This is a genomic window from Foetidibacter luteolus, assembly GCF_009650435.1.
Taxonomy (GTDB): Bacteria; Bacteroidota; Bacteroidia; order Chitinophagales; family Chitinophagaceae; genus Foetidibacter; species Foetidibacter luteolus.
In genome coordinates, this window is the sequence record NZ_VVIP01000065.1 from 94,709 (window position 1) to 120,153 (window position 25,445).

Annotated in this window: 21 protein-coding genes and 2 tRNA genes; 5 read left to right on the forward strand and 18 right to left on the reverse strand. The window is 44.6% G+C overall.

Features of this window, described 5'->3' with window-relative positions; genetic code table 11:
- Window positions 1–503: 503 nt before the first annotated feature.
- The 15 genes from rbp to F0364_RS21700 all read right to left on the reverse strand — a co-directional run bounded on the left by rbp (window position 504) and on the right by F0364_RS21700 (window position 15,386).
- Window positions 504–914, reverse strand: a complete 411-nt coding sequence (gene rbp, locus F0364_RS21630; RefSeq protein WP_153799904.1) for an RNA-binding regulator — start codon at window positions 912–914, stop codon at window positions 504–506.
- A 231-nt stretch (window positions 915–1,145) separates the two neighbouring features.
- Window positions 1,146–1,946 carry a pyrroline-5-carboxylate reductase gene (proC, locus tag F0364_RS21635; RefSeq protein ID WP_153799905.1) on the reverse strand — a complete coding sequence of 267 codons (801 nt, stop codon included), beginning with the start codon at window positions 1,944–1,946 and terminating at the stop codon, window positions 1,146–1,148.
- Window positions 1,947–2,019: 73 nt separating this feature from the next.
- Window positions 2,020–2,346 carry a type II toxin-antitoxin system death-on-curing family toxin gene (locus F0364_RS21640; RefSeq protein WP_153799906.1) on the reverse strand — a complete coding sequence of 109 codons (327 nt, stop codon included), beginning with the start codon at window positions 2,344–2,346 and terminating at the stop codon, window positions 2,020–2,022.
- Window positions 2,346–2,534: a hypothetical protein gene (locus F0364_RS21645; RefSeq protein ID WP_153799907.1), complete on the reverse strand. Its 189-nt coding sequence runs from the start codon at window positions 2,532–2,534 to the stop codon at window positions 2,346–2,348. Before F0364_RS21645 ends, F0364_RS21640 begins: the two co-directional genes overlap by 1 nt.
- A 19-nt stretch (window positions 2,535–2,553) precedes the next feature.
- Window positions 2,554–3,597 carry an ADP-glyceromanno-heptose 6-epimerase gene (locus tag F0364_RS21650; RefSeq protein ID WP_153799908.1) on the reverse strand — a complete coding sequence of 348 codons (1,044 nt, stop codon included), beginning with the start codon at window positions 3,595–3,597 and terminating at the stop codon, window positions 2,554–2,556.
- 1 nt (window position 3,598) lies between these two features.
- On the reverse strand, window positions 3,599–4,042 hold the full coding sequence (locus tag F0364_RS21655) for a PIN domain-containing protein (RefSeq protein ID WP_207632821.1): 444 nt from the start codon (window positions 4,040–4,042) through the stop codon (window positions 3,599–3,601).
- The gene (locus F0364_RS21660; protein ID WP_153799910.1) at window positions 4,029–4,262 is read right to left on the reverse strand and encodes a hypothetical protein; all 234 of its coding nucleotides are present in this window, start codon (window positions 4,260–4,262) and stop codon (window positions 4,029–4,031) included. Before F0364_RS21660 ends, F0364_RS21655 begins: the two co-directional genes overlap by 14 nt.
- A gap of 185 nt (window positions 4,263–4,447) precedes the next feature.
- Entirely contained in the window at window positions 4,448–6,664 is a 2,217-nt protein-coding gene (gene purL, locus F0364_RS21665) for a phosphoribosylformylglycinamidine synthase subunit PurL (protein ID WP_153799911.1), read from the reverse strand.
- Between the two features lie 484 nt (window positions 6,665–7,148).
- On the reverse strand, window positions 7,149–7,976 hold the full coding sequence (locus F0364_RS21670; protein WP_153799912.1) for a DUF4249 domain-containing protein: 828 nt from the start codon (window positions 7,974–7,976) through the stop codon (window positions 7,149–7,151).
- 3 nt (window positions 7,977–7,979) lie between these two features.
- Window positions 7,980–10,313, reverse strand: coding sequence for a TonB-dependent receptor (locus tag F0364_RS21675; RefSeq protein WP_153799913.1), 2,334 nt, complete (start codon window positions 10,311–10,313; stop codon window positions 7,980–7,982).
- A gap of 16 nt (window positions 10,314–10,329) precedes the next feature.
- Window positions 10,330–11,331 carry a hypothetical protein gene (locus F0364_RS21680; RefSeq protein ID WP_153799914.1) on the reverse strand — a complete coding sequence of 334 codons (1,002 nt, stop codon included), beginning with the start codon at window positions 11,329–11,331 and terminating at the stop codon, window positions 10,330–10,332.
- Between the two features lie 239 nt (window positions 11,332–11,570).
- Window positions 11,571–11,723, reverse strand: a complete 153-nt coding sequence (locus F0364_RS21685; protein WP_153799915.1) for a hypothetical protein — start codon at window positions 11,721–11,723, stop codon at window positions 11,571–11,573.
- Window positions 11,724–11,958: 235 nt separating this feature from the next.
- On the reverse strand, window positions 11,959–13,719 hold the full coding sequence (locus F0364_RS21690) for an STN and carboxypeptidase regulatory-like domain-containing protein (RefSeq protein ID WP_153799916.1): 1,761 nt from the start codon (window positions 13,717–13,719) through the stop codon (window positions 11,959–11,961).
- Between the two features lie 107 nt (window positions 13,720–13,826).
- A complete protein-coding gene (locus F0364_RS21695) occupies window positions 13,827–14,810 on the reverse strand; it encodes a FecR domain-containing protein (RefSeq protein WP_153799917.1) in 984 nt (327 codons plus the stop codon).
- A 3-nt stretch (window positions 14,811–14,813) separates the two neighbouring features.
- The gene (locus tag F0364_RS21700; RefSeq protein ID WP_153799918.1) at window positions 14,814–15,386 is read right to left on the reverse strand and encodes an RNA polymerase sigma-70 factor; all 573 of its coding nucleotides are present in this window, start codon (window positions 15,384–15,386) and stop codon (window positions 14,814–14,816) included.
- Window positions 15,387–16,316: 930 nt separating this feature from the next.
- On the opposite strand from F0364_RS21700, the gene F0364_RS21705 reads away from it, so the two are divergent.
- The 4 genes from F0364_RS21705 (at window position 16,317) to F0364_RS21720 (ending at window position 17,914) form a co-directional block, all read left to right on the forward strand.
- The gene (locus tag F0364_RS21705; protein WP_153799919.1) at window positions 16,317–17,354 is read left to right on the forward strand and encodes a glycosyltransferase family 2 protein; all 1,038 of its coding nucleotides are present in this window, start codon (window positions 16,317–16,319) and stop codon (window positions 17,352–17,354) included.
- A gap of 46 nt (window positions 17,355–17,400) precedes the next feature.
- The gene (locus F0364_RS21710) at window positions 17,401–17,613 is read left to right on the forward strand and encodes a hypothetical protein (protein ID WP_153799920.1); all 213 of its coding nucleotides are present in this window, start codon (window positions 17,401–17,403) and stop codon (window positions 17,611–17,613) included.
- 84 nt (window positions 17,614–17,697) lie between these two features.
- Window positions 17,698–17,770 (forward strand) — tRNA-Gly (locus F0364_RS21715).
- Window positions 17,771–17,828: 58 nt separating this feature from the next.
- Window positions 17,829–17,914: transfer RNA gene (locus tag F0364_RS21720), tRNA-Leu, on the forward strand.
- A gap of 355 nt (window positions 17,915–18,269) precedes the next feature.
- On the opposite strand, the gene F0364_RS21725 is transcribed toward F0364_RS21720, so the two are convergent.
- Entirely contained in the window at window positions 18,270–18,995 is a 726-nt protein-coding gene (locus F0364_RS21725; RefSeq protein WP_153799921.1) for an NUDIX hydrolase, read from the reverse strand.
- 91 nt (window positions 18,996–19,086) lie between these two features.
- Between F0364_RS21725 and F0364_RS21730 the strand changes: the two genes are divergently transcribed.
- Window positions 19,087–20,715 (forward strand): carboxylesterase/lipase family protein, encoded by a 1,629-nt coding sequence (locus tag F0364_RS21730; RefSeq protein WP_153799922.1) that lies wholly within the window; start codon window positions 19,087–19,089, stop codon window positions 20,713–20,715.
- Between the two features lie 391 nt (window positions 20,716–21,106).
- Here the strand turns inward: F0364_RS21730 and F0364_RS21735 are convergent, their stop codons facing one another.
- Both F0364_RS21735 and F0364_RS21740 read right to left on the reverse strand, forming a co-directional pair.
- Complete coding sequence (locus tag F0364_RS21735; protein WP_153799923.1) at window positions 21,107–22,813, reverse strand: peptide MFS transporter; 1,707 nt, start codon at window positions 22,811–22,813, stop codon at window positions 21,107–21,109.
- Between the two features lie 643 nt (window positions 22,814–23,456).
- The gene (locus F0364_RS21740; protein ID WP_153799924.1) at window positions 23,457–25,436 is read right to left on the reverse strand and encodes an alpha-L-arabinofuranosidase family protein; all 1,980 of its coding nucleotides are present in this window, start codon (window positions 25,434–25,436) and stop codon (window positions 23,457–23,459) included.
- Window positions 25,437–25,445 lie beyond the last annotated feature (9 nt).

Sequence of the window (25,445 nt, forward strand, 5' to 3'; positions counted from 1 at the left end):
GGATGTATAAGAGAGCAATTTTCGTGTTACCCTGTTCCACCAGCCTGGCAAAAAAGAAATCTTTGATAGGGTTGATCATGATAAGGTCTGCATTTATTTTCTTCGAGAAATCCAGTGTTGCTTTTGCAAGGTTTTTCCCTCACGTAATTCCACCTTGCTAACCTGCATATCGCCCGGGGTTGCAATGGGCTATAAACCCTGTCTGCGAAAACCGCAGCAGGCTGCACCTTAGGGTGAGGGATTGAAGCGGTTACCCCGCTGAAGGCTTTGTGCCGGGCTTTGTGGCGGAGTAATAGCGGAAAGCCCGCCCCCTTGCGCAGCTTGGGGGCACCCCCTGATAAATTATAACTACACAATACATCCCCTGGGATAACAAAGTTAGCAGGTAAAGTAGGTTCTGTTTTTTAGGATGGGCCAGCCACGGCTGTTGTATTGGATGGGGCCCGAAACAAAAAAGTCTGGCAAGCCAGACTTTACAATATTTTGTATGGAAAAGTGATGAATTAGTACCTGTTGTATCCACCGCCGCCTTCGCCACGGTTACGGTTGTAGCCGCCACCACCGCCACCGCGGTTGTAACCACCACCTCCGCCGCCACCACGGTTGTAGCCACCGCCACCTCCGCCGCCGAAGCTTTTCTTCTTGAAGCCGCCGCCACCGCCATTGTCTTGCTTAGGCGCAGATTCGTTTACAACGATTTTGCGGCCTGAAATTTCGGTTTCGTGCAGTTCACTAATTGCCTGTTTAGCAGCGGTATCATCCCCCATTTCAACAAAACCAAAGCCTTTGCTGCGGTTGTTATTGAATTTGTCGGTAATGATTTTTGCGGAAACAACTTCTCCGTAAGGGGAGAATAAATTGTACAAATCATCACTGGTCATGTTCCAGTTCAGGTTTCCAACGTAAATGTTCATGTCAAAAGATTAAATAAACAATAAGAACCTATAGAAAACCAGTAACCAAAAAACCATAAACATTTACGCTTAAACGTTAAGGAAAAATGGAAGAACTGCCTCTTAGGAAGAACAAAATAAGTAAAATTCTGTAATTGCGTAGAATTATTTTTATTTTATGTACAGTAGCTTAAACACGTAAAAGCAGGGTTTTACAATTAGCCTGCCTGCAAAAGCTGTTACAACTACGATTTACATATCGCTTAATATTTTACGGTAGCTGGTAACTATGCCTTTTATGAGGGAGGAACTAAAACCCTGGTGCTCCATCTCGTTAAGCCCGGCGATGGTGCAGCCTTTGGGCGTGGTTACTTTGTCAATCTCCTGCTCCGGGTGGGTATGTTTGGTAAGCAATAACTCCGCAGCGCCTTTTACCGTTTGCGCGGCAATTAAAGAAGCTGTGGCAGCATCGAAACCTATTTCAATACCACCTTGTATGTTAGCACGGATGTAACGCATGGCATAGGCAGTACCACAGGCACCGAGAACGGTGGCTGCATCCATCAGTTTTTCTTCTATAAAAACGGTTTTACCCAACTGGTTAAAGGCGTCGGCAACATATTGGGTTTGCTCTTCACTGGCTTTGTATTTGCAAATGCAGGTAATACTTTGCTGTATGGCAATTGCGGTGTTGGGCATGGCACGAAACAAAGTAAAGTTGTCACCAATTACACTTTGAATGTCTTTTATCCAGATGCCTGTAATAACGCTGATAAGGGCATGGCGCTGCGCATCAAGATGGGGCAACAGGTTTTCCAGGATATCTTTTACCTGGAAAGGTTTTACTGCGAGTATAACCCAGTCGGCGAATTTTACCGCCTCCGTATTATCGTTGCTGATAAGGACGCCTTTTTCTTCCAGCGGCTTAAGCGTGGCAATATTTCTTTTGGTAATAATGATGTGCTGGGGTAATACAAACCCGCTGTTAATTAACCCTTCCGCTATGGCAGTTCCTAAGTTTCCACCGCCGATGATGGCTATTTTTTTTGACATTATGTGCTGGTATTCTGATGAAATCAAATTATTGTTGAGTGAAGATTTAACCACTCAACAATCTCTTCAAACTTTAATTCTCCCATAGATATCCGATGAGGAAATCGTAAATAACATCAGTTTCTTCATTAATTGTATAGTTACTGTTTTCGAGTAATGCTTCACAAAGAAGAAAGGCGGTTCTTTTATTTCCGTCAATAAATGGGTGATTGAGGATGACACTTTCCGCTATTGCCGCTGCTTTTTCAAAGCAGCCGGGGTATAAATCTTCACCGCCAAAAGTTTGCCATGGACGGTGCAAAGCGGCATCAAGCAAGCCATAATCTCTTATTCCCCTGGAGCCGCCGTAAAGTTCAATTGCTTTGTCATGGTACAGGATTACATCTTCAAGACTAAACATCAGGCAAGCTTTTTCATTAACTCATCATATTTTTCAAAAATTCCTGGCGCAAATTTGCCAAGGTCAAGCTTTTTATTTTCAGCGTTTTCAATGGCATCAACAATCTTAGGAAATGCTTTTTCAAAAACATCATCGGAAAGTGTATCCACTTTCAGTTTTATCATTTCTTTCATTTCAGCTACACTCATACTTCAAATTTTTCCAAATTTACCAAATTTTTCCTCCGCCCAGGTAGTTGCGTACATAGTCGTCAACACCTTCTTCCAGTGAATAGAATGGCTCTTCATAACCGGCCTCTTTTAGCTTATGCATGTTAGCCTCAGTAAAGTATTGGTATTTGTCGCGGATATCCTCCGGCATGTCAATGTATTCAATGCGTGGCTGCAGGTCAAGGCCATGAAAAGTTGCCTTTACCAGGTCGTTAAAGCTTCTGGCTGAACCCGTACCCAGGTTATAAATGCCGCATGGCAATGCCCGGGTATAAGATGTAAAAATGCCGGCGCCAGTAGGATGCTTTTTTTCTGTTTCTTTCTCGCTTTCCAGCATCATCCAGTAAACTATTTTTACTACATCCTTTACGTAAATAAAATCACGTAACTGCTCCCCATCTTTGAATTCTTTCTTATGGCTTCTGAATAATTTCACAAAACCATCTTTTTTAATCTGGTTGACGGAATGAAATATCACACTGGCCATACGCCCCTTGTGGTATTCATTGGGCCCATATACGTTAAAGAATTTAAGGCCGGCCCAGTAGGGCGGCGTATAAACCTGGTGCAACGCAATTTTGTCAAACTCGTTTTTGCTAACGCCATAGGGATTTAGCGGGTGCAGCTTGTCAACAATGTTATGGTCATCATCATAGCCCAATTCACCGGCGCCATAGGTTGCTGCTGATGATGCATAAATTAAAGGCACCTGCCTGGCGGTACAATACCTCCAAAGGCTTTTTGAATATTCTACATTCAGCTCTTCGTGTATGGCATAATTAAATTCTGTAGTATCGGTTCTTGCACCCATGTGAATTACGTAATCCACTTTCGGGTCATTTGCCTCCAGCCAGTCGAACAGGTTGTAGCGTTCTACAATCTGCGAGAATTTTTTGCTTTCCCAGTTAACACGTTTGGATTCTTCACCAAAATCATCTACTAATATCAAATTTTCAAAACCTTTCTCATTCAGGTATTGCACCATGCAGCTACCGATAAAGCCGGCTGCGCCAGTTACAATAATGGAAGATGTATTGTTCATGTTATAAAGTTATGATTTCAAAACCCTCGTTAAGGGCAAAGGAAAAATCAGACGGGTTATTGGTGAAAATAGATTTGATGTTATTAGCTGCCGCTACTGCAACAATATTGGCATCGTGGATTTTTTTTGCTTTTAGCTGGTAACGATACACGTAATCCGACAATAACTGAACACTTTGGCCAGAAGGGTAATAAAGTGGGAATTGACTCTTAATATAATCAACATCGGCCTGAAGTTGGTTGTAATCAACCTTATTGTAAATCTTCTGAAGATTGGACTGTGTTACCAGGAACTCTCTTAAAATCTGTTCTGTAACACAAACTGAACAGCCATTTTCCATCAAATCCCTAATCCGTTCAATTGCTTTATCAGTATATCCAGGCGTATTGTTACGCAGATAAGAAACAATATTGGTATCAATAACAATTGCTTTATCTGCCATCATCGCCATACATATCTTCTCTTCTGAATGTTGGTGCGGAGTCCAGTTTTAAACCGGTCTTATGCCATTCTTCCAAGCTTTTTAAAAAAACATCTTTTTTTTCAACCTCAGTTTCTATTTCAAGCTTCACTTCATACTCTCCCTTTGGAAGGTTGGCAGGCAAATCAATACTGACTTGCTGATTATCTTCTACAATCTTTATTTTCTTGTTTATCGTAATCATAAAGCCCTTTTTCCAAAGTTACCAAGATTTTTTGCAAGTAATTGGTTTCACGCGAAGGATCAGAAACGCCAAATAAAAGCTGTTTCATGTTGCCGCGTAGCGAACAAGGCGTACAAGTGAGTGACACAACGAATGCTCAATAGTAGCCCCGGACGTCCGGGATAGCTAATTACCAAAACACAGCTTTAGTTAGCGGAGATAATTTTCTCAATAGCCGTATCATATTTCTCCTTCCATGCTTCAATGCTGCCCCAGTCTGTGCCATTTACTTTTATAGACCCGTTACTTACACTGCCAAGTATTGTAGCAGGAATACCAGCAGCAGCAGCTTTGTGTTGCAACTCTTCCGCTTTGTCTTTTGAAACGGTAACTACCACACGGCTCTGCGCTTCGCCAAACCAATATGCATCGGTCCTAATATCAGAATCAGCCTTTACTTCAAAACCGAGATTGCGGTTAAAGCCTTTCTCTAGTAACGTAACCAACAGTCCACCTTCACTAATATCATGTGCACTTTTTACCAGCTTGTCTTTAATGATGGAAGCAACGAATTTTTGTACCCCAAATTCTTCATCAATATCAAAATGCGGAGCAGGTGAATATTCCACACCTTTTACCTTATGCAGGTACTCGCTGGAAGCAATATCATCCTGTTGCTCACCGATCAATACAATTACGTCACCTGCTTCTTTGTAATCCATGGTCATGCGGTTGGTAAACTCGTCAATTACACCCACCATACCAATGGTTGGTGTAGGATACACAGGGCCATCGGGATTTTGGTTATAGAAGCTAACATTCCCGCCGGTTACAGGCGTATTGAATTTACGGCAGGCATCACCCATACCGGTAACCGCTTTTACAAACTGGTAGTAAACTTCCGGATCGTAAGGATTTCCAAAGTTGAGGCAGTTGGTAACGCCTAAAGGTTCGCCGCCACTGCAAACAATGTTGCGGGCAGCTTCTGCAACGGCAATCATGCCACCGGTATAAGGTTCTGCATGCACATAGCGGCTGTTGCAATCCACCGTTACAGTCAAAGCTTTACCGGTACCTTTGGCCAGTATCACGGCCGCATCACTTGGTGCATTGGTGCTGGTATTGGCCGCCCCCACCATGCTATCGTACTGAACATATACCCAACGCTTGCTGGCGATATTCGGTATCTGAATAATCTGTTCTGCAACGCCTTTTAAATCGGCGGCATCAATATCTTTTATGCTGTTAGCATCAAAGGCTTTAATTTTTTCCAGGTAGGCCGGCTCTTTATACTCACGGGTATATTGCGGGGCGCCGCCCCCCAGCACCAGTTCATATGCAGGAATTTCAGCTTCCAGTTCCCCATGCATATAAAATTTCAACAGACCATCACCGGTAACTTCACCAATGTTGCTGGCGGAGAGGTCCCACTTCTCAAACACTTTCAACACGGCCTCTTCTTTGCCTTTTTCCACCACGATCAGCATGCGTTCCTGGCTTTCACTTAACAGCAGCTCCCACGCTTTCATGTTTTGCTGGCGGGTAGGTACCTTGTCAAGATCAATGCGCATACCCACACCACCTTTTGCGCTCATTTCTGCGGTAGAGCAAATAATGCCCGCCGCACCCATATCCTGCATGCCTACTACGGCGCCGGTATCAATTACTTCCAAACAAGCTTCCAGTAACTTCTTTTCCTGGAAGGGGTCGCCTACCTGAACGGCTGGCAATTCTTCCGTACTTTCTTCGGTAATATTTGCTGATGCAAACGAAGCGCCGCCTATACCGTCTTTACCCGTTGCACTGCCCACAAAGAACACCGGGTTGCCAATGCCCTCTGCTGTAGCGCTGATGGTTTTGCCCACTTTTACAATACCAACACTCATGGCGTTTACCAATGGGTTGGTATGGTAACAATCTTCAAAATATACTTCACCGCCAACGGTTGGTACGCCAAAGCAGTTGCCATAATGGCCAATGCCATGCACCACACCGGCCAGCAGGCGTTGTGTTTTTTTATCTTTCAGGTTGCCAAAACGCAGGCTGTTGAGTGAAGCGATTGGCCTGGCGCCCATGGTAAAAATATCACGCTGAATACCACCCACACCCGTTGCCGCACCCTGGAAGGGTTCAATTGCGCTGGGGTGGTTATGGCTCTCAATTTTAAAAACTACACCGTAACCGTTACCCATATCCATCAGGCCCGCATTTTCTTCTCCGGCGGCTACCAGCATGCGGCCACCTTCCCGGGGCAGCGTCTTCAGCCATTTGATGGAATTTTTGTAGCTGCAATGTTCGCTCCACATGGCGCTGAAACTGCACAGCTCGGTAAAATTGGGTGTGCGGCCCAGTTTCTGTTTAATCAGTTCAAACTCTTCTTCTGTAAGGCGTAACTCTTTCGCGGTTTGTGCGGTAATTTCCATTGACTTGCGTTGTATATTTTTTTGGATACCAGCTTCAGTATTTTATGGAATCGTCCCTTGCGTCGCAATCCTTTCATCTGCAGAACATGAATGAAGCCAGCCCACCTAATGTTAATTTTCGCCGCAAAGGTAGGGAAGTGCAGGGAGGGTGCAAGGGGGGATTTTCTTTGGTGAGTGGCGAGTAGTGAGTGGTGAATGGTGAATAGTGAGTAGGGGGCATCCAACGTTCATCATTCCTTGTTTCTTGTTCAATATTCTTTCTCCTGGTGCGTGTCTCAACGCACCAGTTCTACCCGGGGCTGAAAAGTCGCACAAAGAACTGGACGATGAAGTGATTGCGACGCAACGAAGTCGCCACAGGGATATATAGCTGGTAACCAAATTGTGAATAGTCAATGGTGGATGGTGAATAAAACCAAAATGCCGGTTCCCTACTATGTTTAGGAAACCGGCATTAATCTACTTAACAATGCGATATTACAAGCTAAGGTACTTTGATGGTTTTTGTCTGGTACGTATGGGCACTGAAATAACCCAAAGCACCCCCACGTATATTGGTAACCGGGTTAGCGGGTGTGGCATTCTGGTTTTCGCCGGTGGAGGCATTGAGCAGGCTGAACCAGTAGGTAAACATGGGATATTCTATACACATCATATCAACCCGCAATGTATCGCCGCTCCTTATTTTATTTTTCTTTTCTCCGTTTTCATCTTCTTCATCATCGTCATCAAAAATCAGCAACTCGGTATTAATCGTCCTGCCATCGGTAAGCTCATCATTTTCTACAAAAATTGTTTTTTCCCTTTTTCCATTCAGGTATTGCACATAGCGGTAAGCATTTCCTTTTCCCGGTGGGTCTTTAAACTGCACCGTAGCCACTTTTTCCTTACCATCAAATAACTGGGTTTCTGTAACGTATAAACTATCATAGCTTACCAGCAAAGGCATAGTGGACGAAGCAGTGAATTCTTCGCCTTCAATTTTTACAGATAGCTTATATGTTTTTCCCTGCTGTGCCTGGAAGGATGCGGTGCGGTAAGTTCCCGGATTTGTTTCCTGTAATGTGGTTACAGTACCGGCTTCATCTGTTACTGTAACTGTGGCGCCGCTTACAGAAGGAACATTGTTATCGTCGCTGAAATTAACCGTTTTACTGATGAGCACTTTACAGGAATCCTGCTGGTTGGTAATAATGCCTTCGATGACATATTTGGGATCGGCGGAGTTGAGGTCAATATCAATTACTTTTCTGCACGAGGCGGCGGTAACCAGTAAGATGAGGAGGAACGATATATTTTGTATGATTCGCATAAGTTAGAATTTGAAGTTGTAAGAAACCGATGGAATGAATTTGAACAATGCTGTGCGTACAGCTTCAGTTTTGTTAGGATTGTCTTTGCTATTCCTAAACTCTATGATATAGGCGTTCTCTCTGCCGTAAGCGTTATACAAGCTGAAAGCCAGCTCCGATGAAAATTTCTTTTTCTTTTTAAGCTGTAACACCGCGCCAAGATCAAGCCGGTGGTAGTTAGGCATGCGATAGCCGTTTCTTTCGGTATAATAATAAACCATGCGGTCATCAAGCCTGTATTTACCACTGGGGAAACTAACGGCATCGCCGGTATAGAATATCCAGTTGGCAGACAGCGTCCACTTTTTATTAAGCTGGTAAGTGGCAACAATGGCGATATCGTGGGTTCTGTCCTGACGGGCGTTATACCATTCGTTGTTGTTTATTCCATTGATCTTACGCTCAGTTTTTGACAGGGTATAGCTAACCCAGCCGGAAAGCCTGCCCACTTTCTTTTTCATGAGCCATTCAATACCATAAGCCCTGCCCTTACCAAACAGCAACTGGGATTCTATTACATCGTTGCTGAATACATCAGCACCATCGCGATAGTCAATCTGGTTCTGCATGGTTTTGTAATAAGCTTCTACGGTTAACTCATACTTGTTGCCAGCCAAATTTTTATAATAGCCAACAGAAACCTGGTCTGATATTTCAGGTTTGATGATGTTTGTGCTGGCTATCCATTTATCCGTAGGCGTAGAAGTTGTGGAGTTGGATATCAGGTGAAGGTTTTGCACGTTACGAACGTAAGAAGCTTTTACCGAAGACGAATTATTAAGCGTATAACTGGCCGATACACGTGGCTCTATATTTACATAAGTTTTAACCACTTCACCTTTTTTGTAACTGGTGGTATCAATTACTTTTCCGTCGGTATCAAGCGTATAAAAATCTCCTTGACCTAGTATGCTGAACGCTGATAACCTTGCACCATAAGAAAGGTTGAAGTTGTCTGAGAGTTTCCAGTTGTTGGCTGCATAAACAGCATTCTCCAGCGAGTAGCGTTTCTGTAAAGCTTTGTCATTAAAGCTGGAACTGTCAGATGAAGAAATTTCACCCGGCCGCATGGTATGGTGGATGGCGTTTACCCCAAACCTGATATTGTTACGGGAACTCAGGAACCATTGAAACTCCTGCTTAAGGTTCCAGTCCTTTATTTGCGAGAAAACTTTAAAATCGTTGGCAGCGCTCTTAATTGTTATTTTATAATCGTAATTGCTGTATATAAGAGAAGTATTAGAGAACAACTTATCACTAAAAATATGGTTCCAGCGTAAGGTACCTGTAGCATTGCCCCAGTTAAGTTTGAAGGTCTCTCCTACCCCCAACTGGTCACGCCCGAAATAACCGGAAAGAAAGAGCCTGTCTTTTTTACCTAACTGGTAATTTAGCTTGGCATTAAGATCGTAGAAATAAAGAGAGTTATTATTGATGGTACTATCGCTGGATAATTTTAAGAATGCATCCACATAGGTTCTTCTGCCAGATACCAGGAAGGATGATTTATCTTTTTGTATAGGGCCCTCTACATTCAGCTTGGCTGATATAGCGCCTATGCCGCCACTAACCGCATAATCCTGGTTATTGCCATCATTCATTTTTATGTCAAGTACAGATGATAACCTGCCACCGTATTGTGCCGGCATACCACCTTTATATATCATTACATCTTTAATAGCGTCAGAGTTGAAAGTAGAAAAGAAACCCAACAGGTGTGATGCGTTATACACGGGTGCTTCATCCAGCAATATCAGGTTTTGATCCGCGGCCCCGCCACGTACAAAAAAGCCGCTGTTACCATCTCCTGCTGATTTAATGCCCGGCAGCAACTGGATGGTTTTAAGCACATCTCTTTCGCCAAACAACACAGGGATAGTTTTTGTTTCATTTATGGTAAGCCGCTCAGCACCCATTTGAGGGCTGCTAAGGCTTCTGCCTTTTGCAGATGAGGTTACCGTTACATCTTCCAGTTCTTTAATCTCTTCTTCCAGTAATATGTTCAGCGTAATGTTTTTGTCCAGTTGCAGTTCTATCGTTTGCGGTTCAAGGCCTACCGCAGAAGCAAGTAAAGTGTACTTACCTGCCGGCAGGCTAATAGAGTAAAATCCATAATCGTTACTGGTTACGCCTGCACCTTTACCCTGCACGGTGATTGATGCACCAATCAAGCTTTCTCCGGATTTTTTTGAACGTACAGAGCCGCTGATTGTATATCGTGTTTGCGCTGTTGCCTGCTGCACCGTGACGCCCAGCAGCAATAAAAAGAATAGCCATGTTTTAACCGTGTTGCTCATAATAGTTTTGTAATTGTTATTTAGCAGAAGTGTTTTTTGTTCCCTTAAGGTTTACCTGTATGCCGCCTGTAAAGCCGAAATACAGGCCGTAGAAATTGTTGCCGCTTGTTTTATCCCATACGTAGTGTTTGGTAAGGTTGTTGGCTTTGCCTTCGCTAATGTTTACATAATTAAATGTAGGCCCGGCAAACAACTCTATCGCACCCATCTTAACAGCGGGCATAATGCGCAATGAACCTCTGAAGTAATCGCCATCCTTAAAATCATCCAGGTGCATGCCGGTTAGCTCCGTATTTATACGCAATTGTTTTGAAAACCTGAAATGTGCGCCAATACCCATTTCCAACGCATACAAATGTTGTTTGCTGTAGTTAAGGTTATACCCTATGCCCAATATGCCATACATTTTCTTACTGCCCGACCTGAACGACACCAATGTGGTTAAGGTTTCATCAACACTTATGCTGATAGTTTGTTCGCCGTTTTTGATGATATTAATGATACCGATAGGATACTCGCTGCTGTCTGCAATATTCATAAAACCCGACACCTGCACTCCCCTCACTTTTTTGGCAATGTTTAAAAAGCCGACAATTTGTGTGTTTACATTTGCCGATTTATTCAAAAAACCTGCAATCTGCAAACTGCCGGCATTGCCTTTAACGATGTTGGCAAACCCCGCTGATTGTACGCCTGTTGCACTGCCGCTGATGTTAAGATAGCCTGCCCCCTGGAAACCCTGCACATTGTTCTTAACATGGTTAAAGAAACCAGCCAGTTGCACCCCGCGGGAAGCATTGCGTATATGGTTACTAAAACCTGCTGCCTGAAAACCTTTGGCACTGTCTTTAATTATATTGGAAAAACCTGCAAGCGCTACGCCGGTTTCGTTTTTTGAAAGCCCTGCTATAGCGTGTAAGGAAAACTTGTTGGTATACTCTCCGGCTTTGGAGCCATTGCTGCTGATAGGATAGATAAAGCCAATATGCACATTGCTCTTTTTGGTGTCCTGCGCCATACTGGCAAGATTAAAACAGCAGGCTAAAAGCAATATGCTAAATTTTGCCAGCGGTTTTATAGCTTGATTAATTGAATAGCGTTTGATTAATTCTCTTTTACACATGATCTGATTTTTTTATTTTTTGGTACCGGCGACATTATTTCATGGCATCATCGTTGCGTCGCAATCCTTTCATCTTTTTGTTCTTTGGGCGGCTGTTCCCACCAGGTAGTTTTGCATGCAGGCTTGCAGGCGCATTACCATTTATTGATTGATTTTATCCCTATGATTGTTGCATGCCATACATGTACAATAACCAGCATCGCAGCGTATTTAATGCGGGCTGCCAAAGCCGATGAATAAAGCAGCGTGTGGCGCTTGATATGGGTATTCTTTAAGCTCTTGCTCATAATTAGTTTTTACAATAGACAATGCACGGAATGTTTACCCCTATCCGCCGCGTACTTTTTTAAATTATTTTATAATATCAGATTGAAGAGATAATGCAATACTACAAGGGCTGAAAAGTTGCCATGAAAAACGGGACGATGAAGTGATTGATTATTAAATGCTCTTTCACTGAAAGACCATTTAATAACAAAATCATATTTGCAACGAAGATGCCACAGGGCTATGTAGCTGGTATCAGAAAAAATTAATGCCGGCATGCCAGCCAAACCAGCCACGTGCATCTGCACCAATGTTAAAGCCGGGATAACCTACTGCGGGGGCCGCTTTGTATCCCGCCACTGTATGCTTTTGCGTTGAATGAAAGATGGAAAAAGTCGGCCCCCCAAAGAATGCAGCCTTTTTGCTTATTCTAATATTCAGCGCCGGCTGCACACGGTATAGGTCAGGCAGGGTATTCCAGTCGCCCAAATGCAGGTTTTGGCTGGTAAGCTCTGTTGTAATGCTGATACGGGGGCTGATGATTGACTCATTGCCGATACCATAGCCAAAGGTATAGGCTTTGTTACCGGCAGAAATATTCATGCCCGCTAACAATATGCTATACAATTTTCTGTTGCCGGATTTGTAAGCGAGGTTAAAATTGGTAACCTCATTGGCATATACAGAAAGCTTTTGATACCCTTTTTTTACAATGTTTATCAACCCGATACTGTAACCGGAAGAGGTATCTGCTATGTTGATCAGCGCAATCTGCACCCCTTTGGAGTGCTTTGTGTAATTGAACAAGCCTGCAATCTGTACACCACGCATCTCATCGCGGCTAATATTGCCAATGCCGGCCAGTTGCACGCCGCTTGCTTTATCTTTAACCAGGTTAACCGTACTTGTACCCTGTACACCATTTAAACTGCCCCATATCACATTGTAACTGCCACTTAACTGCACACCTTTTACAGCACCTTTTACAAGGTTGCTAAAGCCAGACAACTGCACCCCGCTTAAAGAATCAAAGACATTGTTATGAATGCCGGCCAATTGCACACCACCAACCTTGCCACCCACAATATTAAATACGCCACCCATTTGTACACCGTTTACCCTACCCTTATCTATGTTAAATATGCCTGCTATTTCAAGGCCGTTAGCGCCAGCCGCATAGCCGCCCAATATGTTGATGGAAAGTTTATTAATAACCTGCGTATTTAACCCATGCGATGCCAGCCCAGGCACCAGCGATACCTGGAAGGGTTTATCCGCGAAAAACCTGCCGATATTAAGGCTTTGCCTTTTTTGCCGCAATGGCACAAAAAGCCTGCCCAGCCAGGTGCGTTCTACCTTTGTGGAAACCAATACCGGCGCCAACTCTGTATTGGTGGGGGTTATGGCTACGGATAGCTGCTGATCGTAGCCGGGCTGGATAGTTACAGAAGTATCTGCATACGCCACTTTACTTACACTAAGCGCAAAAGCAGGGTGCCTGTCTCTTAACCTTAACCTGAAAAAACCATCTTCGTTTGTAAACGTGGATATAAGCTGGCTTTTTTCATACACACTGGCATCACCTATTTTTTCTCCGGTTCGTTTATCAACTACATAGCCGCTAATGGTATAATAGTTATTTACCTGCCCCCGCTGTATAATGATGTAGTTGCCGGTTTCTTTATATTGATAGCCCTGGCCAAGCAAGTTATCCAGCACTTCCCTAACCGTTTTGGCTGACAGGTTAATGCTCACCACGCTATCGCCTTTTAAGATATGGCTGCTATAAGAAAAGTAAAATTTACCCTGGGCAGAAACAGACTGCAATATCTCTTTTACCGCTTTATTTTCTTCCCTGACTGTAACAAGCAGGTTTAATTTGTTTTGGGCAAAACTGCGGTTGTATGTTAATAAAAGGCATAGTCCGGTTACCGCTGCTTTTATCAACAGCCTGCTGTTGTCCTCCGTTATGGTGGCAATAATATTTTTGAACTTTTCAAACGTTGTTAACCGCATAGAGTATTTGCCTTACAAAGGGCGCTAAGGTAACTGTAGTTTGAGGGTGTATATATGTTGCATTATTTGTCCGGCAATCAAAAAGGATGAAAAGCAATTACTCCTCCTTATTTTATCAGAATATGATTTCCCTGCTTCTCTATCCGTGCCTTTAAAGTTTCTGCTATCAGCTTTAACGCCTCTTCCAGGTTATAAGGCAGGGTTGTGTTTAACCTTTCTTTTTTCAATCTTTCACTGTCTATTACTACACGGCTGCCAAATACTTCGTTTAATACTTCAACAACCCTGGGCAACGGGGTATCATCGCATGTAAACATGCCTGTACGATAATAATTATACAATTCATCCGTGCTCTTTTGCTTTACCAGTTCTTCCGCAACATTAGGCACCACCACCTTTTCCTTTGGCTTAAGCCTTACCGCTTTTTGTTGCTTTGCTACTTCCACTATACCGGTTTCCACAATCACTTCAGTATTGCTGCTATTGCTTTTTACGTTAAAAGATGTGCCTACTACAGTAACGGTAACGTTGTTTACGGCAATCACAAAAGGTTTGCTTTTATCCGGGGTTACATTAAAAAATGCTTCCCCCTGCAACGTAACAGACCTGGTATCGCCCGTTAGTTTACTGTTATACGCCAGCGAAGAATTTTTATTAAGCGTTACCACCGAACCATCCGGCAGGGTATCGTTAATAACACGGTTAAATGACTGCACCAAAACAGGTTGGCCGGCATCGCCTTTACCCAGGTAAAAATAGGCGGCCATGCCTGCCATGATAACTACAAAAACCGCAGCAGCCACACGCAGCCAGCCCAGTTTTTCAGGCCGCATTGGTACAACAGGTATTTCTTCTGCAGTTTGCCTAAGGCCAGCCTTAAACCTTTGCCAGGCTTCATTTTCATCTACTTTGCTTTCCGCGGCCAGCTTAAGGCTTTCCTGCCATATACGGCGCAACTGTTCAAAATATTTGGGGTTATCTCCACCCTCTGCCAGCCAGCTTTTAACCAGGCTTTGTTCATCGGCAGATGCCTCCTCCAGCAAGTACTTAACCAGCAGGTCATCATTCATATCGTGTATATGCTCTCTCATGTGCTATAAGCGAAACAGTATTATCAATAATGGTAAAAATTCCACCAGCTTAAGCCGCATCAGCTTCAGGGCCTTGCCCATCTGGTTTTCTACCGTTTTAATTGAAATACCCAGCGCTTTGGCTATTTCATGGTATTTCAAATCTTCAAAACGGCTCATCTGGAAGATGGTCCTGCACTGCTCCGGCAATTCATTCAGCGCTTTGCGTATGTTACTCTCCAGCTCAGCTTGCCGCACTCGTGCCGAGGCGCTGTCTTCTTCATAATGTTTTGCCTGCTGCATGGTATAAGATTGATGGCTGGCTTTTACCTGCTGGTGCGTAAGCTGGTTAAGGCACAGGTTATGCACAGAGCGGTACAAATAAGCCTTTACTGATACATGGATGGTTAATTCGTCCTTTTTCTCCCATATCTTATAAAACACCTGTTGTACCATTTCCTCCGCGGCAGCTTCATTTTTCAGTATGGTGCATGCATAGGCATGCAGGTTTTTAAAATTGGTTTTAAAAACCTGTTCAAATACCTGCTCATCACGCATAGATGACAGGTCAGCAGCGTACACATCGCCTTGTTTCATTGTGCCGGTTTCTGTAACAGTCGTCAAGGTAAATCTTTCGTCTTATGTATTGGTATGACAGGTATGAAATACCAAACCCCTATGGATGATAAAAATTTTTTCAGAAAGGCTTTTTTTGATACCAGCGACATAACCTTGTGGGGACTTCGTTGCGTCGCAATCCTTTCGTCGTTTGGTTCATTGGGCATCTTTTCAGCCCGGGTAGTGTTGGTGCGTGAAGACACGCACCAAGGGGACGGGAGAAATAGCGAACAAGGAACAAGGAGTTTTGAATATTGAATGTGGCTCAACAATCAACAGACCGGTGACTTGTAACCAGCAACCGGTACCTGACTTTCGGGTAACCTTATAATTAATCTCCCGCCACCAATCGCAAAGCTCCGCAGGAGCGATGTGTTAGTAGCAGGCATTCAGTCACGGCCTGTTTGTAAAGCCTCGTAGAGGGGCATGTTAAGCAGCCTCTTACCATTACGCATAACCCTGCTTAACATATCGCACCTACGGCGCTCTTTGCAAATCGTCTTTTTCTTATCTACTAACATGTCGCCCCTATGGGGCTCTGGTTGTTCAATGTTCTTTTGTTCAAAGTTCAATGTTTGCTGCTCTGGCGCTCCTCGGTAACAGCGCTTCATCACTTCAAAGTAACTTCAACCAGTTACCCATCAACAGACCGGTGACCTGCAACTGGTAACTGGTAACCGTCTTTAGCGTGAGGGATTGAAGCGGATACCCCGGTGAGGCCATCGCAGCAGGGCCTCTGTGCCGGAGTAGCAGCACAAGCGAGGAAAAGCAACTGAATGTTGCTTTGACGAAGGTTGCGAACGCAGTTCTGCCCGACCCCTTGCGATAGCTTGGGGGCACGCCCTGCAACAAAATCACAAAAAAATTATATGCGGCTAAATTCTGCCCCGCTGCATTATTTTTGGCCAAATGAATTTTTTGAGCCAGCCATCTGTAGCCATTGTTATTTTAAATTATAACGGAATTAATTACCTGAGGCAGTTTCTCCCTTCCGTGCTTAATTGCGGTTACGGCAACAAACGGGTTATTGTGGCTGATAATGCTTCTACCGATGGCTCGCTGGAACTGCTGCAAAATGAATTTACTACAGTTGAACGCATACTGCTGCCACGCAATTACGGTTTTGCAGGCGGTTACAACATGGCTTTACAACAGGTGCAGGCGGACTATTTTATACTGCTAAATTCTGACGTGGAAGTAACGCCGGGATGGATAGAACCGGTAATTGCACTGATGGAAACTGACCCGCTTATTGCCGCCTGCCAGCCAAAACTGTTGAGCTACCACCAGAAAGAGTTATTTGAATATTCCGGTGGCGCCGGCGGCTGGATTGATTACCTGGGTTACCCTTTTTCCCGCGGCCGCATTTTTGAAGTGTGCGAGGCGGATAAGGGCCAGTATAACAACCCGGAGGCAGTTTTTTGGGCATCGGGGGCGGCCATGTTTGTAAGGCCTGCTGTTTTTAATGCATGCAACGGGTTTGACGGCTGGTTTTTTGCCCACATGGAAGAGATTGACCTTTGCTGGCGCATGCAACTGCTGGGTTATAAGATTATGAGTTGTCCGGCATCTACCGTATATCATGTGGGTGGCGGCACTTTGCCCAAAGGCAATGAGCGTAAAGTGTACCTTAATTTCCGCAACAACCTGGTTATGCTGAGTAAGAACTTAACGGTACAGGAAAGGTTGTGGAAACTGCCTTTTCGTTTTTTGCTGGATGTACTGTTTGCTTTAAAAAATTTGTTTACAGGATACCCTAAATCGTTTACCGCGGTGCTGAAGGCTTACGTTAGCCTGGTGCTGTGGTGGCTGCGCAGAAAGAAAAAATATCCCTACAGACGCATGGGCATGAAAGCCTTAACCGGCGTGCATCAGCACTCTGTGGTATGGGCTTATTTTGCCGGAAAGAAGACTTTGTTTTCTGAAATTGTTGGAAAGAAGCGGTAATTATATATTTCATACCCTTATTTTTGCAATCGCAACAACAGAAACTATGACACAGGAAATACAAGAAACAGACAACCTGAAAGAAAAAGATTTCGGTTACGACTGGGTAAGTTCTTCCCGTTTTCTTTTTTATGTACAGGTATTTTGTATTGCAGCTTTTTTGTTTGGCGCATGTTACCGCCTGTTTCAGCAACGCTACAAAGGCAAGCCTGACGTTGAAATACAGGAAAGCACTTTGTACACGCCCAAGTACAAATAAATTTTTGGGTAAAAATTTTGTGGTTTGCGCCGGATTACTATTTTTGCACTCCCAAAATAAAAACAACAAGTTCTTATAAATAATGCGGAAGTAGCTCATTTGGTAGAGCACGACCTTGCCAAGGTCGGGGTGGCCGGTTCGAGCCCGGTCTTCCGCTCAAAAAGATGCCGCGTAAGCGGCATTTTTTTTCGGTTGTTCCCGAAGCAAAAGAACAGGCCCTGGTGGTGGAACTGGTAGACACGCAGGACTTAAAATCCTGTGGTCAGCAATGGCCGTGCGGGTTCAACTCCCGCCTGGGGCACATGGCGTAAAATCACGCATTTTTTAAAAGGTTGCTCAATTTTGAGTGACCTTTTTTATTTGTAGCCTCTCGTACTTCATCTACTATTAAGCTCCCCCGTAAGAAGTAAGGAATGTTTCTGGCCATGTAGAGGCAGCCGCCATTTGAGTTGGACGGTCAAAAGAAATATATCTTGCCGGCTGATTGTTATTCGTAAGTTCGGGCGAGAGATGTTGAACTAATGTACTTTTTCCTGCCTGGCTCCATTTAAAAATACATCAGGGCTTACTTTTAAAGCCTCCAATATTCGCAAAGTTATTTCACGTGATAAGGTTTTCATAACTTATTTGCAAAACTAAAGTTTACACAACAAGCATTACTTCTTAAAACTATACAAATACGGCGCTTTGTTGGCGCTGCCGGAAAAATGTTTTCCATGCCTTTTTAATATGCCCAGGCTTAGCATTTTGCGCTGGAATGTGGTGCGGCGTATCGGCTCTCCCAGTATGGCTTCATATACCTGCTGCAATGCCTTCATAGTAAAGCGGGCCGGCAGAAGATTCATACCCACCAGCTTCCTGTCAAGGTTGGCCTGCAGGGTTTGTAATGCTTTGGTAACAATGTCTTTGTGGTCAAGCATCAGCGCAGGCAGATCATCTACATCGTACCAGGTGCAGGAGTCTGATAGGGCATCAGGTGTTGGTTTAACGTGCTCATAATTAATAAGCGCATAATAGGCTATGGTTATAAACCTGCCCAGCAGCCAGTGGTTATCCGGTACATTATGGCCATTGGCATACAGAATGGTTTTCATCACTTCCGGTTTAAACCGGCTTACATCTCCAAATACATAACATTGTTCCAGGTAAATATTGTCAAGCCCGGTACGCTCCTTTAAACCACGGCGTACCGCATCGTTTAAATTTTCTTCCTGCATCACAAAACCGCCCGGCAGTGCAAAAAAGCCAGTGTTATGGTATTCCATCAGCAATATCTTAAGCTTCTCCCCGCTAAAACCAAATACTACCGAGTCGTAAGCAATATGCGTAAGGTACCCATCCCCACTGGTATCTTCCGCCACATTCTTTTTTGTTGTAGCCATGCCTGTTGTTTTCTGTTTCAAAAATAAAAAAGCAGGATTTAAAAAAAAGTTTTATTATTGTCTCACTTTGAGACAATAAACACCACTGCACATGAAAAAGATTGCCATGCTACTCTGCGGACTATGCGCCGGCCTGATAGCCATAGCCCAAACTGACTATAATTTTCCCGTACAGGTAAAAATTGAAAACGGCATTATTGAAGGCAACTACGATACCAAACAAAACCTGCGCCTGTTCTTTGGTATACCTTTCGCCAAACCACCTGTTGGCGATTTAAGATGGAAAGCCCCGCAGCCGGCAGACAACTGGACAGGTGTATTAGCTACAAAAAAATTTGCCCCACGCCCTATACAAAGCATTGTGTTTGGCGACATGAGTTCCCGCTCCGCAGGCCTTAGCGAAGATTGCCTGTACCTGAATGTATGGGCGCCTGCACGGCACGACGCTAAAAATCTTCCGGTGCTGGTATACTTTTATGGCGGCGGCTTTGTAGCAGGCGACGCATCCGAACCACGCTATGATGGCGCCAGCATGGCAAAAAAAGATATCGTGGTAGTTACCGTTAACTACCGGCTTAATATTTTTGGCTTTTTTGCGCATCCTGAACTTAGTAAAGAAGCTTCTTACAAAGGTTCGGGCAACTACGGCCTGTTAGACCAGCATGCAGCCCTTATATGGGTGCAAAAAAATATTGCAGCATTTGGAGGCGACCCGAAAAAAGTAACCATTGCCGGGGAATCCGCAGGCTCCATCTCGGTTAGTGCCCAAATGGCTTCCCCATTGTCCAAAGGGCTTATTGCTGGCGCCATTGGCGAAAGCGGCGCAGGTATAAACCCTACGCTTTCACCTGTACCGCTGGCACAGGCAGAGAAAGAGGGGCTTGATTTTGCTACAAAAATCAATGCATCCACCCTGGCACAGCTTAGGACGATGACCACCCAGGAGATATATGAGTATTATACTGCTTCTAAACGCTTTGGCTTTCCTGCAGTAATAGATGGTTATTTCTACACCAAAACCATCCCCGAAACTTTTAAGGCTGGTGAACAGGCGCAGGTGCCATTGCTGTTGGGTTGGAACTCGGCAGAAATACCGGGCATGGCGTTTACACAGGGGCCCTATTCAGAAGAAGCATATACCAAAAAGGTTAAGGAAGCTTATCCCAAAGATTTTGAAGAAGTGTTTAAACTTTACCCCCACAGCAATGCTAAAGAAATTGAATTATCCGCAACGGCGCTTGCATCAGACAGGTTTATTGCTTACAGCACCTGGAAGTGGTTCGACCTTCAGCGGCAGCACAGCAGCCAGCCTGTGTATCGTTATCTCTACTCTAAACTAAGGCCACCACTTGCGGATAACAGCCTGGCACCCGGTCTTGCAGGGGGCACTGTAAAAAAGGAAGCCAACGCTATTAAAATGCCTGAGCCGGTAGGTGCACCGCACGCCTGTGAAATAGAATATTGCATGGGCAACCTGTACCTTGTTAAAGATTACGCCTGGACGGATGAGGACTACAAAGTTTCAGCCACCATGCAGGATTACTTTGCCAACTTTACTAAAACAGGCAACCCCAATGGCAAAAACCTGGCTGAGTGGCCTGCCGCGGCAAAAGGTGATGCCAGCCCCTATATAATGGTAATAGACACACAATCCAAAGCAGTAAAGGCTGCTAACGAAGCCCGCTATATTTTTCTTGATAAAGCCTACGGGAATAATTAATGACAGTGATTTTGTAAGAAGTAAACTTCTAAACAACCATGAGGCAAAGAGATGCGATCCATCGCATCTCTTTGCATTTAAACATACAACCAGCCTGCAAATAAAACAGCCTGTTTCACCTAAGGGTGAGGGATTGCAGCGGTTACCCCGGTGAGGCCTGGGCAGCCGGGCTTTGTGCCGGAGTAATAGCGGAAAGCCCGACCCCTTGCGCAGCTTGGGGGCACCCCCAAGTACGAAGCAAGAAGTATGAAGCACTTAAATATGTTAGATGTACGATGTGGGATGTACGATGTAAAGAAAATGTAAGATGTTTGATGTGTTATGTACAATGTAATTATGTGAGTTATACGATTTACCGTTATCAGGAAACACAGTGACCGAACTTAGCGCCTTACACCATCATGCGCTGCAACTTTTTTGTAAGTAAGAACAATATCAGCGCCGCTATGCCGCACATGAATACAAACAGCATAAAGAAGTCGTACAGGTTTGCCATTTGATAGCCCAAAAAGTTGGTGGTTCTGCCATCGGGGTAAAGAGCGCTGAGAGAGCCTGCTACTTTATTGCCAAAAGCATTGGCAGTAAACCACACCGCCATTAACAGCGAAGCGAATTTTATGGGAGACAACTTATTGACCAGTGAAAGCCCGATGGGCGACAGGCATAACTCGCCACAGGTATGTAAGGCGTACAGAATAACCAGCCACATCATACTTGCTTTGCCGCCCGATGACCCGCTGCTTACGCCCCAGGCTATCCATAAATACCCCAGGCCAACCACTAACAAGCCAATAGCCATTTTGGTGGGAGAAGATGGCTCATGCTTTTTTAACTGCAGCCAAAACCAGGCAAAGAAGGGAGCAAACAAAATAATAAAAGTAGAGTTGAGTGATTGAAACCAGCTTGTAGGCACTTCATACAGCAATACCTGGCTTTTACCGGTGGCATATAAGTAAATATTAGCACCTGCAAGAGAGGCTGCCAGCAAAAAAAGCAGGAAATATACAGTACCCCTTAGCTGGTTATGGTAGGCGGATGCAAGGCCTTTAGCGGTTTTTTTATATAGCGTAATGGTATAGTAAACCAGCGCCGCAGACAGTGCAGTGATTAACCAGACAGGCACTTTTAAATCCAGCTTCCTGTCTGTTTGTTTATCGGCAAACAGGGTTAACGAAGCGCCTGTTTGTTCAAAGGCGCTCCAGAAGAAAATAACGAAAAAGCAAACGATGATAATTACAGCCACTTTACTTTTTTCGGGGCCGGTTAAAGATTTGTCTGTATAAATAATGGCAGGAATAATTACAAAACAGGCCAGCAACAGGTAAAACAGGTAGCTGAATACTTTGGCATCAATGTAAAACAGGCCGATGGTAACAACAGAAAGGGCCAGCAGCCCGCCAATGGTTACCGCCGGCGACAGCGCCTGTTTGGGGCTGTTATCCGGTATCATACCCAGCACTTTATTTTCCGGGTTTACCACGTATTTTTTGTGAAACACCACCTGCACAATTACGCTGATAATCATACCTATGCCCGCTGCCAGGAAAGCCCATTTAAAGTCAGCCGGGTTACCGGTATCGCCCACCAGGCCGCAAACAAGCGGCCCCAATGCACCGCCGGTATTTATGCCCATGTAAAAAATGGTGTATGCCGCATCTTTCCTGTTATCGTGGGCCGGGTACAAATGGCCTACCATGGAAGATATATTGGGCTTAAAAAAACCATTGCCAGTAATCATTAGCCCCAGGCCGGTATAAAACAGCAAAGCAGAAACATCCGGCGCAGTTTGGTACAGGGAACCGCAGAAAAATAAAATAAACTCCGATATGGCCATTACAATACCACCCGCAATTATAGACCGCTGGCAGCCCCAGTAACGGTCTGCCACGTACCCGCCCACCAGGCCCGAAAGATAGATAAGGCTGATATAACTGCCGTAGAGGTTAGAGGCGAAAACAGTATCGAACAGCAGGGCCTTGGTCATAAACAATATCAGTATGGCCCTCATGCCATAATAGTTAAACCGTTCCCACATTTCAGTCGCGAACAGTATATACAAACCTTTGGGATGGCCCTTTTGTACGGAGGCTTGGTTCATGTACAGCAGATTTTCGTTTATAATTGGAGGTTATGCCTTTGCGGCGGCTGAAAATACAGAAATTATGGATATGGCAAAGAAAAGTAAGGAAGGTATGAAGTCTTTAGAGCAAGTGGTAAGGGTGTGGAGAGATAAAGTCAGTAAGGCATGGAGACATAAAGTCATCTAATGTCTGATAAATAAAGGTTCTTGTTTACATCGTACATACCCCATCATACATCTGACATTTTTCAGGGGGTGCCCCTAAGCAGCGCAAGGGTCGGGCAGAACTGCGTTCGCAACCTTCGTCAAAGCAACATTCAGTTGCTTTTCCCCGCTTGTGCTACTACTCCGGCACAAGGCCCAACCACGATGGCCTCATCGGGGTAGCCTCTTCAATCCCTCACCCGAAAGACGGCTGCAGATTTACAAGTTGCAGGTTACCGGTCTGCTGATATGTAAAAGACTGTATTTTGGCTACATCGTGGCTGGGCATTGCGTATTCAATGTTGCTTAGTTTAGAAACCAATGTTACGTTAAGCGTATAGAAACTTTTTTATTCCCTTTGCTTTTCATACATCCGCCTTCGATTCCAAAGTACCGGAATTCAGGCTGACATCCTAAACTAAAACAACATTGATTCACACTTATCAGCCCCTGCTCACTACATCATTTTCACCCTTACAACGGTAAATGAATAGGGGGCGGATGCAATCTCTACCTTCTTTCCCTTTAAGTCAATAACAGATTCTTTAGGGGCTACACTCAAGGGTTCTGCAAAAGAATTGGATGCGGTCAGTTCAGCACCGCTTAATACGATAAGCGAAGCCTGTTTAGCCAGCTTTTTAATGCCGTCCAACTGAAGGGTATTGGTTTGTGCTTTGTCTGACGCATTTACAATTTTTACAATCAACTCATTGCTGTTTTTATCAATGGCTGCTGAAGCGTAAAGGCTATCCTGCCCCGCAACCACTTCATTATTTAATGTAATGGGTACTGTATGGGTGCCCTTGTTAAGAGAGTATAATTTCTGTACATAGTAACTCGGGGAGCCGTATATGTTCAGGTTGCTGGTCCAGATAAGGTCCGGTGTCCATTGCCAGGCATCAATATGGGCGAATAAGGGCGCATAAGAGGCCATGGTAACCACATCGGCATTGCGCTCCAGGCCAGTCATATAAGCAGCTTCAGCAATGGCGCCCTGCAGGTTGTTCCTTTTTTCGCCCCTGATGCTCCAGTCAACATGCGCAGCATACTCGCCGGCAAATACCTTTACATTGTTGCGGGGAAAAGTATCGTAACGTTTAGCGTTGCTCAAAAACCAGGATGGCGGCCGGTAGTAATGCTCATCAATAATATCAGCGTTCATTTTACGCAGTTCATCATCCAGGTAATGGTACCTCTCCGAATCAGGGTCAGTGCCGGAGCTGTTTACAATTTTAACGTCAGGATATTTAGCCTTAATGGCTTTGGTGAAAACCTGTAAACGTTCAATGTATTGAGGCCCCCAGTTTTCATTGCCAATGCCCATCATTTTAAGGTTAAACGGAGCAGGGTGGCCCATATCGGCACGTACTTTACCCCATTTGCTGGTTACGGGGCCATTGGCGAATTCTACCAGGTCCAGTGCATCCTGCACATAGGGGTCCAGTTCGCTGAGTTGCGCCACTTCACTGCTGTTAAACTGGCAGGCCATCCCGCAGTTCAATATCGGAACCGGCTCAGCTCCTATATCCTCACAAAGCTGAAAATATTCAAAGAAGCCCAGCCCGAAAGACTGAAAATAATCCGGGAAGGGGCGGTTAGCGTATTCATAATTCCAGCGGTTAATAATCAACTGGCGTTCTTCCAGCGGGCCAATGGTTTTTTTCCATTGATAGCGGGTTGCTAATTCAGAGCCCTCTACAATACAGCCGCCGGGAAAACGTACAAAACCCGGCTTCATATCGGCCAGCATTTGTACCATATCAGCACGCATGCCCCCGGGTCTGTTTTTCCACGTATCGCCGGGAAAAAGGGAAATCATATCCAGGTCTATAACACCATTGCCTTCAAACCATATATTCAACTTGCCATTGGGTGCTGTTTCGTTAGCTGTAAAACTTACCTGCTGCTTGTGCCAGCCATTACCAGCTTCAGCAGGAGAAAGGGTAGCGCCCCCCAGGTTTTTGCCTGTTGAGTCAACCAACTCCACATGCAACTGCAGCCCTGCGGATTGCTGGCGGTACATAACGGAAAAATCATAACGCAATCCTTTCTTTATACCCATACCCCTGAAGCCGGCATTGGTAAGCCCCAGATCGCCTTTAGCAACTTTATCAGCCGTAACCCTTATAAACCGGGGATTGGCAGAATTCTCTTCTTTGCGGTTAAGCACCAGCACTACGCCTTCTTTAAATTTTTTGTGCTGTACCGTCCAGCCCATTAATGGTTTCGCGAATTCAAAAGAACGGTTCTTTATCATCTCCGCGTAAAGGCCACCGTCAGCGCCAAAATTGATGTCTTCAAAAAATACACCCCACATGGTAGGCTGTATACCTGCTTTGGGCTCATTGGCTTTAACCGTTAATACTTTCTGCGCCATAGCGGACGAACAAAACAAACCCGCTGCAAAAGCATAAGTAACAAGTGTGCTTTTCTTCATTGTTAGAGA